Genomic DNA, 13,397 nt, shown 5'->3' on the forward strand with positions numbered 1-13,397 from the left:
CGCCATGCTTCAGCACCGTCTGGCTGACATAGTAGCGATACAAACGCCCGCCCTTGCGGGTGTGGGTCGGCGAGAAGGCTGCGCCATCGGGCCCAAACAGCAGCCCCTTCAGCAGCGCGGGCGTTTCGGCGCGGGTGCGCGCGGCGCGCTTGCGCGGGCTCTCCTGCAGGATCGTATGGACGCGGTCCCAAATCTCGGGATCGATGATGGCGTCATGCTCGCCGGGGTAGCTGTCGCCCTTGTGCACCGCCTCGCCGAGGTAGGCGCGGTTCGAAAGCATCCGGTAGAGGTACTTTTTGTCGATCCGGTTGCCGCGCGGCGTGCCGAGGCCCCGCGCGCAGACCTCGCGAGCCAGAACCGTGCAGGATCCGATCTCGATGAAGCGGGCGAAAATCCACCGCACATGCGCAGCGGCAGTTTCGTCAACCAGCAGCTTTCGGTTTTCCACCCGGTAGCCGAAGGGCGGAACCCCGCCCATCCACATGCCCTTCTTGCGGCTAGCAGCGACCTTGACCGATGGCGCGCTTTTCGACGAAGCGGCGCGGATTGCAGGCATGGATCGCCCAGCGCCCCGATCCACGCCGCGCCCGAAGCCCGACCATTCAACGGAGGTTTCGCGACTGGTCGATGGCGCCCAGCCGCTCGCCGGAACCTTGGGCGAAGCCTACCTGCATGCGCGCGGCCTTACGGACCCGGGCTGCCCGGATCTGCTGTTCCATCCCGACCTGCCGGATTTTGACACCCGGCGCGGGTGGCCCGGGCTGATCGCATTGCCTCGACTGGCGGACGGCACCCGCGCGCCGGGCATCCACAGGACCTTCCTCATGGACGACGGCAGCGCCAAGGGCCCGGGTGGAAAGAAGATGCTGGGTTCGGTTGCCGAAGCAGCCGTGCGCCTGTTCGCCATGCCTGCGGGCGGCCACCTTGGTATTGCGGAGGGCATCGAGACTGCCCTCGCAGCGCATGCCCTGTTCGACACCGCCGTCTGGGCGGCACTGTCCGCGGATGGCCTCGCGCGCTTTCGCTGGCCCGAGGGCACGACACGGGTCACAATCTATGCCGATGCTGGCGATGCCGGTCGTCAGGCTCCTATGTTGCCATGGCGGGTGACGAGATCGTCATGCCCGCGAATGCCTTTCTGATGATCCACGACCCTTCGGGGCTGGTCATGGGCACCGCCGCCGACATGCGCGAGATGGCCGACACCATGGACAAGATCGCCGGCGGCATGGTCCGAGGCTATGCGGCAAGGTCCGGACGCACCGAAGAGGAAATCGCGGCGCTGATGGCGGCCGAGACCTGGTTCGATGCGGAAGCGGCCCTCGAGGCGGGGCTTGCCACCCGCATGATCGAGCCGGTGCGGATTGCAGCCAGCTTCGATGTCGCGCGGTTCCGCAACGCGCCACCCGCGCTGGCAGAAGCCATCGCCGCTCCGGCTTCCGAGAGCGATCAGGACGACAATAAGACCGGCGAAGACGCCATAGGCGACGAAGCTCCTGCGGTCCCGGTTGAACCCGAGCCTGAGCCGGGCACACCGCCGTGTCCCGACCCTGTGGTGACCGGCATCGATCCAACCGCCATCCGGCGTGACGCCATCGCCCATGCCCGTGCCGTGGTAGACCTCTGTCGCCTTGCGGGACAGCCGCAGATGGCCGGGCGCTTCCTCGAAGAGGACGCCAACCTCGATGCGGTGCGCAGCAGCCTTCTTGCCGCGAGGGCGGAGGCGGAGGCGCAGATCAGCCCCCATCACCCGCAACCCGGGCCCACTCCCACCGCCCGTCCCTGGGGCGACGTGATCGCCCGCACCTTCAAGCTGAAAGGATGATCCTCAATGACCACGCTGACCGAAGGCAGACATGCAGGCGGCTTCCTAGTCTGGGAAGCGTCTCGCGACTATACCCGTGAGACCGTCACCCTCACCTCCGGCGCGGGCAAGCTCGATCCCGGCATGGTGCTGGGCAAGATTACCACGGGCGGAAAATTCACCCAGCTTGCCCCCGCCGCGTCGAACGGCAGCCAGAACGCCGCCGGGATCCTGTGGGGCCACGCTGACGCAACGGCCGCCGATGCCGCTGCCGTCGTGGTCCTGCGCGGTCCGGCCATCGTCAACCGCAATGACCTCATCTGGCCCACGGGCGCGACGGAACCGCAGATCGCCGCCGCCACCGCGGCGCTGGCCGCGCTTGGCATCCTGCTGCGCTGAACTCTTCATCGAAAGGACATCCCCATGGCGACCATGGACATCTTCGAAGGCGATGCCTTCTCGATCATCGAACTGACCCGCGCGCTGGAGAACATCCCCTTCAAGCCCGCGATCCTGTCGGGCGCGAGCCTCTTCGGGCCCCGCGGCGTGCGTGCGCGCACTGTCGTGATCGAGAGCCGGGACGGCACGCTGCAGCTGATCCCCTTCTCCGAACGCGGCTCGGCCTACGAGAGCCAGGTGCCGGAACGCCGCGAGATGCGCGCCTTCGTCGTGCGCCAGTTCAAGAAGCAGGACGTGCTCTGGGCCTCCGAGATTCAGGGCATCCGCGACCACGGATCGGAAACCGCAACCCAGCAGGTGCAGACCGAGGTGGCCCGCAAGCTCGGGAGGCTCCGGAACGACGCCGAGGCCACCTTCGAATTCCACCTCTTCAACGGCATTCAGGGCGTGGTGAAGGACCCGAAGGACGGGGCGACGGTGGTCAACTACTTCACGGAGTTCGGCATCACGCCCGCCACCGAGGTCGACTTCGACCTCGACAATGCGACCCCGGCCTCCGGGGCGCTGCGGAAGCGCTGCCAGGCGCTGATCGAAGGCGTCGAGGACAGCCTTGGCGGGCTGGCGGCCGGTCAGGTCCAGCTGCGCGCCGAATGCGGCTCGGCCTTCTTCGCCGATCTGGTCGCCCACAAGGAGGTGCGCGAGACCTATCTCAACACCGCCGCCGCCGCCGACCTTCGGGGCCGCGTGGGCGAAGAGGTCAGCTTCGGTGGCATCACCTTCCGCCGCTACCGGGGCGGCCTCGGCTTCGGCGTGCCGACGGACAAGGCCTACTTCTATCCTGAGGGGGTCGAGGGCCTCTTCGAGATCTACTTCGCTCCGGCCGACACCTTCGAGACGGTGAACACGCTCGGCCTGCCGCTCTATGCGCGAATGATCCCGGACCGGGATCGCGACGAATGGGTGCGGCTCGAGATCGAGAGCAATCCGCTGCCGATCTGCACCCGCCCGCAGGTGCTGCGTTCGGCGCGGCGGACGTGATGACGGCCTACCGGGCGCGGGGGCGGTCCCAGACCATGCAGGCAAGGCGTGGATCCGGGGCGAAGCTGTCCTTCGGGAACTCGATCCCGAGGCGCGGATGCTCGCGCAGCGCCTGCGCGCCGGTGGGGCCGATCCGGATGCGCCATGTCTGACGCTCGACCGGCTGTGGGGCGGCAAAGGCCCGGCAGGCCAGCACGGCAAGGTTCGCACCCCGGGCAGGATCGCGGACAGAGGCGTAGCGGATCACCTCTGCACCGATCGCGCGGGCCTCCTCGGCCAGATCCTGGCAGGCCGCGTATTCTGTGAGGTGGGTCCAGACAGCTTGATCGGTGGCCAGTGCCCCGGCCGTCAGGTCGACCGCCACGGGCGTTGCGACCTCCGCCGAGAAGGCGGTGTATTCGGCCGCATCGTCGGGAAAGGGCGTCTCCGGGCTCTCGGCGTAGAACAGGAAGCGGTAGAACACCATTTCGGCCGCCGCCGTCTCGGGCGCCTCGGCCCCGTACCAGACGCCCGGTGTCGGTCCCGCCCGGCGGAACCGCGATCCCGCCGGATAGGGGCGATACCGGAAGGGCGTGGCCAGCAGATAATCGAGCGCGCGGCAGTCCTCCGGCAGGGGCGGCTTCGTGGCCTCGAGGATCTCCTCGAGGGCCGCCTGTTCGGCGAGGCTGTCGACAAGCTTCAGGGTCGAGACCCGATGCTGGGCCTCGACGAACCGCCATGCCGGGCCCGCGTAGGGCCGCGCCTCAGAGCGGAGCGCGTCTTGCGTCCAGATAGGTCGTGACATCGACAAGCCCCTGCACCTGCGTCATCCGCTCCACGGGCCGCGCCGCGAGCGCGGTGTTCGGGGCGGCCAGCCACCGCCGCGCCACCGCCTCGTCGCCCCCGGTGATCGCGTCGAGCGAGCGGAAGGTCCGCACAAGAAGGGCAGCAAGCTCGAAGGGCTTCGAGCCCGGCTCGAGCAGGCTGTCGCCCCGTTTCCAGCGCGAGACGGTCGCCTCGGAGACGCCGACGATGTCGGCCAGTTGTCGGCCCGACAGGCCAAGCCGGTCTGCCGCCCGCAGCGCGGCCTTGGTCAGCACGGCACCAGCCTCGGGGTTTCGGGCGATCTGATGGGAAAGGGGCATGACTTTCTCCTGTCTGAGGAAAACATAGTATCACTTCCTTTCTGAGGAAAGAGGAAACATGCCGGATGCCCTCTCTGTCGCGCTTGCGGCGCTCTTCGCCGATCCGAACATCGGCCGGGACGCGGTCTACATCGCCGATGGCGGTGCGCCGGTGTGGGCATCCTGACCGGTCCTGGTGACGCCGATGGCTGGGCGCGATACCTCCGAGCCGCGCCAGACCTTGAACCCGCTGTTCGTCGAGGCGCTGATGGGCTGGCCCATCGGGTGGACCGGCTTCGCCTCTGTGGCAACGGTGTGGTCCCCCTGGTTGCGGCGCATGCGCTCAGAACTCTGGCAGCTGAACTGTTGGCCGAAGGATGAGGCACCGACATGAAACAGTCGCGCCTCATGTCGCTGGTCGAAGCGGTCGCCAATGTGATCGTCGGTTACGGCATCGCTGTCATCACGCAGATCCTGATCTTCCCGGTCTTCGGGCTGCACACGACGCTGGCGCAGAACCTCAAGATGGGCGCGGTGTTCACCGTGGTGAGCATCGCACGGTCCTACGTCCTGCGGCGGCTGTTCGAGCGGCTGCGGCGGGTCTGATGCGGCCGCTGGCAGATCGGCCATCCCGCTGGTAGCCTTGGCGCATGTCCGAAGGCTGGCAACATATCGAGATCAACGATCACGGGACCATCGTTATCCTGCGTCCGATTTCGGACGAGGGACGGGACTGGTTTGCGGAACATGTCGGCGAACCTGAACCGGGCGGCATCTACACCTGCGAGCCGCGCATGGCACAGGATATCCTGCAGGCCGCCGCCCGAGATCTGCTTTCGTGGCAATGAGAAACCGCCGCCCGGTCGGGGCGGCGGCGTAGCAATCGTCTCACGGAGTCAGGCTGCCGGAAGCCTGTAGACCCGTCCGCGCCCCTCGACTTTCTCGGATGTCACCTCGAGCCCGAGCTTCTTCTTAAGGGCCCCGGCCATCGCGCCCCGCACGGTGTGCGACTTATGCCGACCTCGGCATAAGTCGCATTATGCCGATGCCCGGATTATGCCGATGTAGGTCGGTAAGCCCCTGTTTTTGGTGGGGACCGCTGTGTTGGGGTCGGCATAATCACAGGGCTTCGAGGAAGGCTAGGAGTTTGTCGGTCGGCCGGAAGCGGCCGGGTTTGGTCGTTATCGGGGCTGTCCTTTCCAGGGCCCTTTCCTTGATCTGCAGGTCCGCGTGCAGGTAGATCTGGGTTGTCTCGATCTGTTCGTGACCGAGCCAGAGCGCGATCACCGAGGTGTCGATACCGGCCTGCAGCAGGCGCATCGCAGCGGAATGTCGCAGCACATGCATCGTCACCCTCTTCCGCTCGAGGGCTGGGCATTGTGCGGAGGCGTCCGCGACATATCCGGACAGCCGGTGTTCAAGGGCATCGCGGCTGAGTGCACGCCCGGTCCGGGTCGGGAACAGCGGGTGCGCGGGCCCACCGGCGCGTTCGGCGAGCCAGGCGCGCAGGAGGGCGACGGTGCCCGAGGTCAGCGGCGTGATCCGCTGTTTTCGCCCCTTGCCGGTGCAACTGAGATGCGCACCGGCCCCGAGATGGACATCGGCCGAGGTAAGCCCGATCAGTTCGGAGGCGCGCAGGCCGGTCTGGACGGCGAGTCCGAAGAGCGCAGTGTCGCGTCGCCCGGTCCAGGTCGTCCGGTCCGGCGCGGCCAGCAACGCCTCGATCTCCACTTCGGTCAGGTATGTGACCAGCCGTCGTTCGAAGCGTTTCGCCGGGATGGCGAGAACACGTTCGATGGTGGCGGCATGTTCGGGATGGCGCAGGGCGGCATAGCGGAACAGGGACCGGATCGCTGCCAGTCGGGCATTGCGGGTGCGCACACCGTTCTTCCGGTCCGTCTCGAGATGGTCGAGGAAGGCGCCGATCATGGGCGCGTCGAGATCGTCGATATCCAGCCTGCCCGGTGCCTTGCCGAGCCGCTCCGATGCGAAGGCCAGCAAGAGCCGCAGAGTATCACGATAGGATTGGACCGTGTTCGGGCTGACCTGGCGCTGGCGGAGGAGACGGTCGGTGAAGAACGCCTGCAAGGTTGGGGCAAGCGCGCTCATGCGTCACCCGCCAGATGACGCTCGAGCCTTTCGCCGGCCAGCCCCATGAGTTCAGGCGCGCCCGACAGGTACCAGTAAGTATTGCCGGGTTCGGTGTGACCCAGATAGGTAGACAGGATCGCAAGGCGGGAGCCGGGGGCGCCCGTCCTGTAGTCGCCCGCGATGGTGCTGACGGCGAAGCTGTGCCGCAGATCGTGGATCCGCGGTCGGCATGCCGCCGAACGCGGGGCAATCCCGCAATGCTGCAAGAGCTTGTGGAAGACCCCGTGCACGGTTCCATAGCGCAGCCGTTTGCCCCGCGAACTGATCAGCAGGGGCGTCATGCCCGCAGGCCGGGGCCGGTCGTCGCGGCGCAGGTAGTCCTGCAAGGCCGCGACAGTGGTCGGGTGCAGCGGCAAGGCGCGGGCCTTGTCGAATTTGCCGTGGCGGATCGTCACCATGCCGCTGCCCGCGTCAAAGTCACCCTGCCGTCGGCGTCGCGGGCAGCACAAAGTCCTTCCTCGCCGATGCTGCCCGTGGCGCGATCTCATAGCCGAGCGCACGAACGGCGCTCTCGATCCTGTCCCGCCCGGTTTGCGCCTCGTCGAGGGTCAGACGGAGACGTTCCGACATGATGGCGACCTCGACACCGCTCACTCCCGGCAGGCGCGACACCGCATCCTTGATCTTGGTGGCGCAGGATCCGCAATCCATGCCCCTCACGGTCCAGTCGCAGGCGGTTTCGTTTCGTGCTTCGGCCATCGTCAATCCTCGGCCCCAGCGGGGCGATTGTCTTCATCGAGTCGGGAAGCTAATGTCTCTAGCAACTATAGCTTCAAGGGGAATCTGATGCTGACCATCGGAAAACTCGGGGCGCAGGCCGGAGTGAAGGTTCCGACCATCCGCTACTACGAACAGATCGGGCTTCTGCCCGAGGCCGGGCGCAGCGCCGGCAACCAGCGGCTCTACGGACGCAAGGCGTTGGAACGGCTTGCGTTCATCCGCCACGCACGGGACCTCGGCTTCACGCTCGAGGCGATCCGTGACCTTCTCAGCCTCTCGGACAATCCCGAACAGCCTTGCGTCGCAGCCGACGCTATCGCGCGCGCGCAGCTTGCGGAGGTGGAGCGCCGCCTCGCGCGGCTGACGGCGCTGAAGGCCGAACTGGAGCGGATGGTCGTGCAATGCGCGGGCGGCAAGATTGCCGATTGCCGGGTGATCGAGGTGCTGGGCGACCATTCCCTCTGCTCCACCGACCACCGCCATCCGGAGAGCGAGGACAGTCCGTGACCGCACCCGGCACACTCGCCATCTATGCCGGTGCCGCCTTGGCCGAGATCGCGGGCTGCTTCGCGGTCTGGGCCTGGATGCGGCAGGGGGCGAGCGCCATCTGGCTTGTCCCCGGAGTGGCGAGCCTCGCCGCCTTCGCATGGCTGCTCGCGCTTGCCCCATCCGACTTCGCCGGGCGCGCCTATGCGGCCTACGGCGGGGTCTACATCGCCGCATCGCTCCTCTGGCTCTGGATGGTCGAAAAGCAGCGGCCGGACGCCTGGGACCTGACAGGCGGGGCGATCTGCCTCTTCGGCGCGGCGGTCATCCTGTTCGGTCCAAGGGCGATGGGGAGCTAGTCAGGCGCTCGACCGAAGATCGTCAAGGCGGTGTGTCACGCTGGAACAGCCGAAGATAGTGCCACTAGATGATTGTCGTCTTCGCGACGTAGGTCGGTCGCGGATGCGCCAGAAGTGCAGCCGGGGAAGCGATGCATAAGTATATTAAAATCAATAGGTTAGACTGGAGAAGGTTGGATTCCAGGCCCGTCCCCTCCGCCACTTGCCCCCGCGAAAGCGTTCTCCCGATCCGGCTGTGGCTGGATTTTTCCGTTGTTTTCGAGGGTTATGCGGGAGGGGCTGTTAACCGGCCAACGCCCCAACGGGCGCGCACGCGTTCTCTCCGGGCCGATATTCTCCGGACCTGTTAACCGGACACTTTCCGGTTATGCCGTGTAAGTGTCCGTTTTTGTGATATATTGCGCCCGCGCTGACACTTAACCTTTGGAATGGCACACGCCTGCCGCGCGCCGCTCAAATCGAAAAAAGAACGGCTCAGACCAAGTAGTCCGACGCATGCGCCCCCTCATATAGCGCTTTGATGGATGTGGCAGCCAAGACTGCTGCACGCGTTGCCGCTTCCTTCAGGTCAAGGACCCTGAATGTATCGCCGATCTTCGCGACCGCATCTATCCGTCTATACTGGTCGCCGAAGCGTTCTGCATACTGGGCAAGGCCCTTCAACTTTGGGATGGCATCACCGAACTGGATGCCGTGCGGATCAACGATGTCTGCCGTGAATGTGCCGTCGCCTTGTTGACCGAAAAACACGAAGTCTGGCCGCACGATCTTCGGCTCCCCGCCATCATCATAGATGATCCCAAGCGAGTCCTGGCTGGCGCGCGACGGGTTACGATACCATGCGACGGTGCCTGAACGCCCAAGCTCAGCTCGGACCACTTCGCCCTCCCAGGAATTGAAATCCTCGGGGAACAGGCCCTGCTCATCACAGAGAAGATGTCTCTCGAAGGTCGGGAGGGGTGTTTCGGTGCCGTTCGCCTCGCGGATTGTGGTCGCCTGCATCCATGATGTCGGGCGAGCGAGGTCCACATCCATCGGATTGGCGCTCATCTCTCTGATCTGGCGATAGACGTCCTGGCGTTCGTCGGACAGATCCTTGATCTCGACGCGGAACCGGGTGAGCCACTGATTGGCGAGCTTCTCGGCTTCAGCCTCGAGCATTTCACGAACCTGTGGGACCAGGCCCAAGGCTGCGATACTGACATGCGCCTCCATGAGCGCCGTTTCCATGTCGTCGGTTTTGCCTTCGTTCCGAGCGAGGTAATCGCTGTATGTCGTTGCAAGATCGGGGCTGATCGCCCGACCGGCACGGCGGTAGGCGTCCTCGATGACGGCGTAGTCAGCCTCTTCCAGAAAGTCGTCGAAGGTCATCGCGCCGCCCTTCAGGTCGGCTTTCAGGCTCTTGCCCTCGACTGTCATGACAGATTTTCGGGCGGCCTCAATTTCGGTCTTGTAGCGCGCGCGGATGCCGTTCAGCACTTTGTGCATTTCTGAATGGGCCAGCTTCCCCGCATCTGGCAGCAGGCCATCGACCGCCAACTCGTGTGCGAGAGAAGTCAGCCGCTTTACAGGGCGCGCATGCCGCTTCGGCAGTGTCTGTGACGGAAGTGCAAGCAGCTTGTCCCAGACACCCTCGGGGATTGCCGGGTTAGGCTTCAGTTCCACTGGATTGATCAGCACGCGGCGGCCGGGGAGATCGTCGCCTCCATCCCCGCCTGACATCAGCGCCTTGGCGACATCCTTGACCGATGCCTCGTCGAAGAACGGCAGAAGGCAGTCCACCGAGTTCAATCGGTCATTGCCCGGGATCCGGCGCGCAAGCGGAGTGCGCACCATCCGCCCGAGAAGTTGCGTGATGTGCGTCTTGTCCCGTGCAGGCCGGAACGAGACCATGACTTCGGCGCGTGGGCAGTCCCAACCCGTACTGATGGCGTCCTTCGCGATCAGAACCCGGACCCATGTCGAGTCCTGCACCCGTTCGGGTGAGATGTAGGGCACGCTGTGGCGTCCGAAGGTCTGGGTCGAGTGTTCGCCAAAGACGTGCGCCACCGCATCTTCGGGCAACTCCGGCCACTGGGTGAAGATCGTGTCCAGAGCCTTGCCGATGTCATTGTGATCCGGCGCATTCGGCACCTGTAGCACCATTAGCGGCAGCACCACACCGGCATCGCTCTGCTGTGCGCCATATGCTGCCCATGCGGCAGAGATTTCCTTCAGCTTGTCGGTGCCACGCCGCACCAGCACGGTATCGAATTGCCCGGCCTCCTTCGGCACGTCGAGGATGATGGTGTCCTTGAGCAGACCCGATGCCTGCACCTTTCCCGAATCCACGACGACGTTGGGCAGCGTTGCGCGTCCCTGCATGTCGGACATGGCCGCGTTGAACCGCTCGACCGTAGCGGAGATGCCCCAGACCACCGGGATGCCTGGCACGGATCCCGAACCGTTGATCAGCCGCTTGACGATGGTGGTCTTCTCGCCCGCGCCTGTGCTCGCGCGCATGCCGCGATGCGCCTCGTCCAGCACGAGGTAAAGCGTCAGGGCCGGATCATCGATCGTGTTCTGGATCGTGTCCCAGATCGTCCAGGAACGGCTGTCCGGCATCGGCAGCGGCGGCGCATCCGTGTCGGCGTCTTCGTCCTGATCGCGACCGCGCACGAGAAGGCTCGATTTGCTCAGCTTCTGCGTGTTCAGGAAATAGATCTTGCCCGGCTCCAGCGCCTCGCGCTGAAAGGTGTTCTGCACAACCACCAGGTCCGAGATCGACAGCCGGTCTGATGCTTCGAGCAACCGGTACCGCGACTGTTCGTTCAGCGAGGGGTCGTCGCTGAACCAGATCACCACAGCGCCCGGATCGGGCTCGATGTCGTAGTTGTCGTCACCGTGGAACAGCGCCTCGAACACAGCCGCCGCCATCACGGTCTTGCCCGCGCCCGTGGTCGCCGTCAGCGAGAAGGCGTGCTTGTCGCCATCCTCGCGCCAGCGCTTCGACGCCTTCTTGAGGTTCACCAGAACCTTGCCGACGGCCTCTTCCTGATAGTCCTTGAGGGTAAACTTCATGGCTCAGCGGCCCATCGAAAAGCGGAAATTGGAAAGGTAGGACTCGTAGAGCCGTACCGGCTCGACCCCGTCCGGCAGCGCGCGGGCCACCGCCTGGAAACGGCGGTCGTCGTCGGTCACCACATAGGCGACGCGGAGCCCGCCTTGCGCGGCCACGGCGTCGCAGAAGGCGCCCGCGCGGTCCAGGTCGACCAGCAGCCCATAGGTATCGGCCAGAGCCCAACCACCCTCTGGCAGGTCGTCGATCCGGCGCCCTTCCGACCCTGCCCGCATCCACAGCAGGGGGGCGATGCGCTGGAAAGCGAAGTTCGCACCGACGGCGACGTGGGACTCGTAGGTCAGAGTGAAGAACTCGGCGTTCTCCTCGAACCCCTCGGCCATCGGGAATTCGTCGGTGAACTTGTAGTCGCCTTCTATGTCCTTGCCCTCCGGCGTCTTGCCGGTGATGGCGGCGGCGATCCGCGGCTTGGTGATGTAGTCGCAGATGCCCCACTTTTCCCAGTCCGGGTCACCCGGACGCAGGCCCGCCTTGCGCAGGGCCGCCTGCTCGTCGGCCGCCACCTCGTTGTTGGTCACCGAGATGCACTGCCGCCGCCCGCCGTCCTGGCGGTTCAGCCGCATGACGGCGTGGGCGGTGGTACCGGAGCCGGAGAAGAAGTCGAGGACAACGGCGTCAGGGTTTTTCCCAAGCACAAATCGCAAACAATCCTCAACTGCATAAACCGACTTCGGGTAAGGAAAGCGTCGGCCTGGAACCAAGGACTTGAGTAGACCGGCACCATGCTCAGACGCGCTGTGCGCCACAAGATTCCAGATCGTTGCCGGGTTGCGCGTGCCAAATGCATCAGCAAATTCCAGCTCAAGGGCACCTTCTGCGTCTCGTCCGACAGCGACCACTTCCCCGCTCTCGATCATTTGGCGTATCCCGGTCTGCAGGTAAGAGACAGACCGTTGCCCAGTCACTTTGTCGCGTTTTCCGAACTTGGCATGTCCAATCTTTAGGTACTCTCGAAACGACGGCGGGCTAAGGCGCCACATCAGTTCTTGCCCACTCTGATCGATCGGCCAGATTGCTAACGTGCCCGGAGGGCACGGGACATCTTCGGGCTGCACTTCCGCAGGTGGAGGTTCGCCAGTAGAGTGATAAGCGCCAGTCTTCGCATCAATGAAGATTGGAAAGAACATCGAAGGAATACGCTGTCGCCGGCTTCCCTCGCCGTTTCGCATTAGTCCAGCCCAACGAACTTTCCGGCCCTCGCCCTCCACCTCTCTAAGCATGTCAGAACGCCATGGGGCGACTGCAGCCGCTCCCAAGAAGACAAAATAGATGTACTCGTCGACGCGGCTGAAACGCCCTGAGCGCGCAGAACCCTTCGGATTAATCACGGAGCTGATCATCTGAATTGTAGCTTCAGGGAAAATCTGCTCCAAAAGCAGTCCAAGCCTCAAATATTCCTTTTCATCAATTGTAACGATTAGCGTAGAAGATTTCGGCTTCAAAAGCTCACGTGAGACCATGAGCCGCCTTTCGATGAACGCTAGCCATTTCGAGTGGCGGTACAGGTCTTCTGATTCGACGTAATCGTTGTTGTATTTCCAGTCCCTCGCCCCGGTATTGTAGGGCGGGTCGATATAGATGGCGTCGATCTTGCCGCGGTGGGTGTAGGTCAGCGCCTCAAGCACATGGAAGTTCTCGCCGTTGATCACCGTGTGAAACGGCTTGTCGCCCCCGCGCGACACGCTCCCCGTGCTGACAAGACCGGGATAGATGAAGTCGCGGAACTCGGCGACCACCACCAGATCGGCAACCGCCACGTCGGCCGTCTCGGGCGTCTCGGCGTCGATGAGCGTGATCTGCGCCATCCGCGCCTCGCCGTCACCCTCGATGCGCGTCACCCGCCACAGCCGCTGATCCCCGCGCTGTGTCTTGCCCCGCGGCGGCAGCACGCGCACCTTGTCGCCCCGCCGCACAGGTCGCCCTGGCAGCTCCACGCTTTCCGGCCGATGCCTTTCGAAGTTCAGACCAAAGGCGCGGCGCGACGCCAGTGCCTTGAACTCGCGCTCCAGTTCATCCCCCAGCGCGCTGTCCCTGGCCCTGGCCCGCGCGATCAGATCCGTCAGTCGCGACATGACCCACCCTTACCCACTGCCTTCAACCCAGCAACGCGGGGGCGCCCCCCTGCATGTGCCAGGGGCTGGACGTCGCCGCCCATGGTGTGCTGCGCCCGAGCGGGTGTTATGGATCGGGGTATCGCTGTCGCGGCTGTCATCAATTGC

16 protein-coding genes and 1 pseudogene are annotated in these 13,397 nt (G+C 64.9%); 8 read left to right on the forward strand and 9 right to left on the reverse strand.

What is annotated here, in order from left to right:
- Positions 1 to 556, reverse strand: a 556-nt coding sequence (locus tag CRO07_RS16885; protein ID WP_235841086.1) for a recombinase family protein, incomplete at its 3' end; no start/stop codon positions are given.
- On the opposite strand from CRO07_RS16885, the gene CRO07_RS16890 reads away from it, so the two are divergent.
- From CRO07_RS16890 to CRO07_RS16905, 4 genes are read left to right on the forward strand one after another with little or no spacing between them, the layout of a single operon-like run.
- On the forward strand, positions 555 to 1,142 hold the full coding sequence (locus CRO07_RS16890) for a DUF7146 domain-containing protein (protein WP_456236511.1): 588 nt from the start codon (positions 555 to 557) through the stop codon (positions 1,140 to 1,142). The two genes, CRO07_RS16885 and CRO07_RS16890, sit on opposite strands and share 2 nt — an antisense overlap.
- Complete coding sequence (locus CRO07_RS16895; RefSeq protein ID WP_235841089.1) at positions 1,121 to 1,825, forward strand: ATP-dependent Clp protease proteolytic subunit; 705 nt, start codon at positions 1,121 to 1,123, stop codon at positions 1,823 to 1,825. The genes CRO07_RS16890 and CRO07_RS16895 overlap by 22 nt, the downstream gene beginning before the upstream one ends.
- 6 nt (positions 1,826 to 1,831) lie before the next feature.
- A complete protein-coding gene (locus CRO07_RS16900) occupies positions 1,832 to 2,203 on the forward strand; it encodes a head decoration protein (RefSeq protein WP_097031811.1) in 372 nt (123 codons plus the stop codon).
- A 24-nt stretch (positions 2,204 to 2,227) separates the two neighbouring features.
- Positions 2,228 to 3,241: a major capsid protein gene (locus tag CRO07_RS16905; protein WP_097031812.1), complete on the forward strand. Its 1,014-nt coding sequence runs from the start codon at positions 2,228 to 2,230 to the stop codon at positions 3,239 to 3,241.
- Between the two features lie 7 nt (positions 3,242 to 3,248).
- Here CRO07_RS16905 and CRO07_RS16910 read toward each other — a convergent pair whose 3' ends face one another.
- Entirely contained in the window at positions 3,249 to 4,025 is a 777-nt protein-coding gene (locus tag CRO07_RS16910; protein WP_097031813.1) for an RES family NAD+ phosphorylase, read from the reverse strand.
- On the reverse strand, positions 3,985 to 4,365 hold the full coding sequence (locus tag CRO07_RS16915) for an antitoxin Xre/MbcA/ParS toxin-binding domain-containing protein (RefSeq protein WP_097031814.1): 381 nt from the start codon (positions 4,363 to 4,365) through the stop codon (positions 3,985 to 3,987). The genes CRO07_RS16910 and CRO07_RS16915 overlap by 41 nt, the downstream gene beginning before the upstream one ends.
- 369 nt (positions 4,366 to 4,734) lie before the next feature.
- Between CRO07_RS16915 and CRO07_RS16925 the strand changes: the two genes are divergently transcribed.
- Positions 4,735 to 4,950, forward strand: a complete 216-nt coding sequence (locus tag CRO07_RS16925; protein WP_013654496.1) for a DUF7220 family protein — start codon at positions 4,735 to 4,737, stop codon at positions 4,948 to 4,950.
- A 44-nt stretch (positions 4,951 to 4,994) separates the two neighbouring features.
- Entirely contained in the window at positions 4,995 to 5,192 is a 198-nt protein-coding gene (locus tag CRO07_RS16930; RefSeq protein ID WP_013654497.1) for a hypothetical protein, read from the forward strand.
- Positions 5,193 to 5,240: 48 nt separating this feature from the next.
- On the opposite strand, the pseudogene CRO07_RS16935 reads toward CRO07_RS16930, so the two are convergent.
- From CRO07_RS16935 to CRO07_RS16950, 4 genes and pseudogenes are all read right to left on the reverse strand, one after another.
- Positions 5,241 to 5,354, reverse strand: a pseudogene (locus CRO07_RS16935) (DUF3489 domain-containing protein); the annotation flags it as partial.
- Between the two features lie 109 nt (positions 5,355 to 5,463).
- The gene (locus CRO07_RS16940; RefSeq protein WP_097031815.1) at positions 5,464 to 6,453 is read right to left on the reverse strand and encodes a tyrosine-type recombinase/integrase; all 990 of its coding nucleotides are present in this window, start codon (positions 6,451 to 6,453) and stop codon (positions 5,464 to 5,466) included.
- Positions 6,450 to 6,983: a tyrosine-type recombinase/integrase gene (locus CRO07_RS16945; protein WP_097031816.1), complete on the reverse strand. Its 534-nt coding sequence runs from the start codon at positions 6,981 to 6,983 to the stop codon at positions 6,450 to 6,452. Before CRO07_RS16945 ends, CRO07_RS16940 begins: the two co-directional genes overlap by 4 nt.
- Positions 6,913 to 7,194, reverse strand: coding sequence for a heavy-metal-associated domain-containing protein (locus tag CRO07_RS16950; RefSeq protein WP_097031817.1), 282 nt, complete (start codon positions 7,192 to 7,194; stop codon positions 6,913 to 6,915). The genes CRO07_RS16945 and CRO07_RS16950 overlap by 71 nt, the downstream gene beginning before the upstream one ends.
- 87 nt (positions 7,195 to 7,281) lie before the next feature.
- Between CRO07_RS16950 and CRO07_RS16955 the strand changes: the two genes are divergently transcribed.
- Together CRO07_RS16955 and CRO07_RS16960 are read left to right on the forward strand one after the other, a co-directional pair.
- Positions 7,282 to 7,722: a MerR family transcriptional regulator gene (locus CRO07_RS16955; protein WP_097031818.1), complete on the forward strand. Its 441-nt coding sequence runs from the start codon at positions 7,282 to 7,284 to the stop codon at positions 7,720 to 7,722.
- Positions 7,719 to 8,060 (forward strand): YnfA family protein, encoded by a 342-nt coding sequence (locus CRO07_RS16960; protein ID WP_021096163.1) that lies wholly within the window; start codon positions 7,719 to 7,721, stop codon positions 8,058 to 8,060. Before CRO07_RS16955 ends, CRO07_RS16960 begins: the two co-directional genes overlap by 4 nt.
- Positions 8,061 to 8,534: 474 nt before the next feature.
- Here the strand turns inward: CRO07_RS16960 and CRO07_RS16965 are convergent, their stop codons facing one another.
- On the reverse strand, positions 8,535 to 11,120 hold the full coding sequence (locus CRO07_RS16965; protein ID WP_097031819.1) for a DEAD/DEAH box helicase: 2,586 nt from the start codon (positions 11,118 to 11,120) through the stop codon (positions 8,535 to 8,537).
- Between the two features lie 3 nt (positions 11,121 to 11,123).
- Positions 11,124 to 13,250: a site-specific DNA-methyltransferase gene (locus tag CRO07_RS16970; protein WP_097031820.1), complete on the reverse strand. Its 2,127-nt coding sequence runs from the start codon at positions 13,248 to 13,250 to the stop codon at positions 11,124 to 11,126.
- Between the last annotated feature and the right edge of the window lie 147 nt (positions 13,251 to 13,397).

Source organism: Cereibacter ovatus, assembly GCF_900207575.1.
GTDB classification, from domain to species: domain Bacteria; phylum Pseudomonadota; class Alphaproteobacteria; order Rhodobacterales; family Rhodobacteraceae; genus Cereibacter_A; species Cereibacter_A ovatus.

Bases quoted from the DNA above. Each gene is read 5' to 3' on its own strand.
- CRO07_RS16890 (WP_456236511.1), top strand. From the start codon at position 555: ATGGATCGCCCAGCGCCCCGATCCACGCCGCGCCCGAAGCCCGACCAT.
- CRO07_RS16895 (WP_235841089.1), top strand. From the start codon at position 1,121: ATGCCCGCGAATGCCTTTCTGATGATCCACGACCCTTCGGGGCTGGTC.
- CRO07_RS16900 (WP_097031811.1), top strand. From the start codon at position 1,832: ATGACCACGCTGACCGAAGGCAGACATGCAGGCGGCTTCCTAGTCTGG.
- CRO07_RS16905 (WP_097031812.1), top strand. From the start codon at position 2,228: ATGGCGACCATGGACATCTTCGAAGGCGATGCCTTCTCGATCATCGAA.
- CRO07_RS16910 (WP_097031813.1), bottom strand. From the start codon at position 4,025: ATGTCACGACCTATCTGGACGCAAGACGCGCTCCGCTCTGAGGCGCGG.
- CRO07_RS16915 (WP_097031814.1), bottom strand. From the start codon at position 4,365: ATGCCCCTTTCCCATCAGATCGCCCGAAACCCCGAGGCTGGTGCCGTG.
- CRO07_RS16925 (WP_013654496.1), top strand. From the start codon at position 4,735: ATGAAACAGTCGCGCCTCATGTCGCTGGTCGAAGCGGTCGCCAATGTG.
- CRO07_RS16930 (WP_013654497.1), top strand. From the start codon at position 4,995: ATGTCCGAAGGCTGGCAACATATCGAGATCAACGATCACGGGACCATC.
- CRO07_RS16940 (WP_097031815.1), bottom strand. From the start codon at position 6,453: ATGAGCGCGCTTGCCCCAACCTTGCAGGCGTTCTTCACCGACCGTCTC.
- CRO07_RS16945 (WP_097031816.1), bottom strand. From the start codon at position 6,983: ATGAGATCGCGCCACGGGCAGCATCGGCGAGGAAGGACTTTGTGCTGC.
- CRO07_RS16950 (WP_097031817.1), bottom strand. From the start codon at position 7,194: ATGGCCGAAGCACGAAACGAAACCGCCTGCGACTGGACCGTGAGGGGC.
- CRO07_RS16955 (WP_097031818.1), top strand. From the start codon at position 7,282: ATGCTGACCATCGGAAAACTCGGGGCGCAGGCCGGAGTGAAGGTTCCG.
- CRO07_RS16965 (WP_097031819.1), bottom strand. From the start codon at position 11,120: ATGAAGTTTACCCTCAAGGACTATCAGGAAGAGGCCGTCGGCAAGGTT.
- CRO07_RS16970 (WP_097031820.1), bottom strand. From the start codon at position 13,250: ATGTCGCGACTGACGGATCTGATCGCGCGGGCCAGGGCCAGGGACAGC.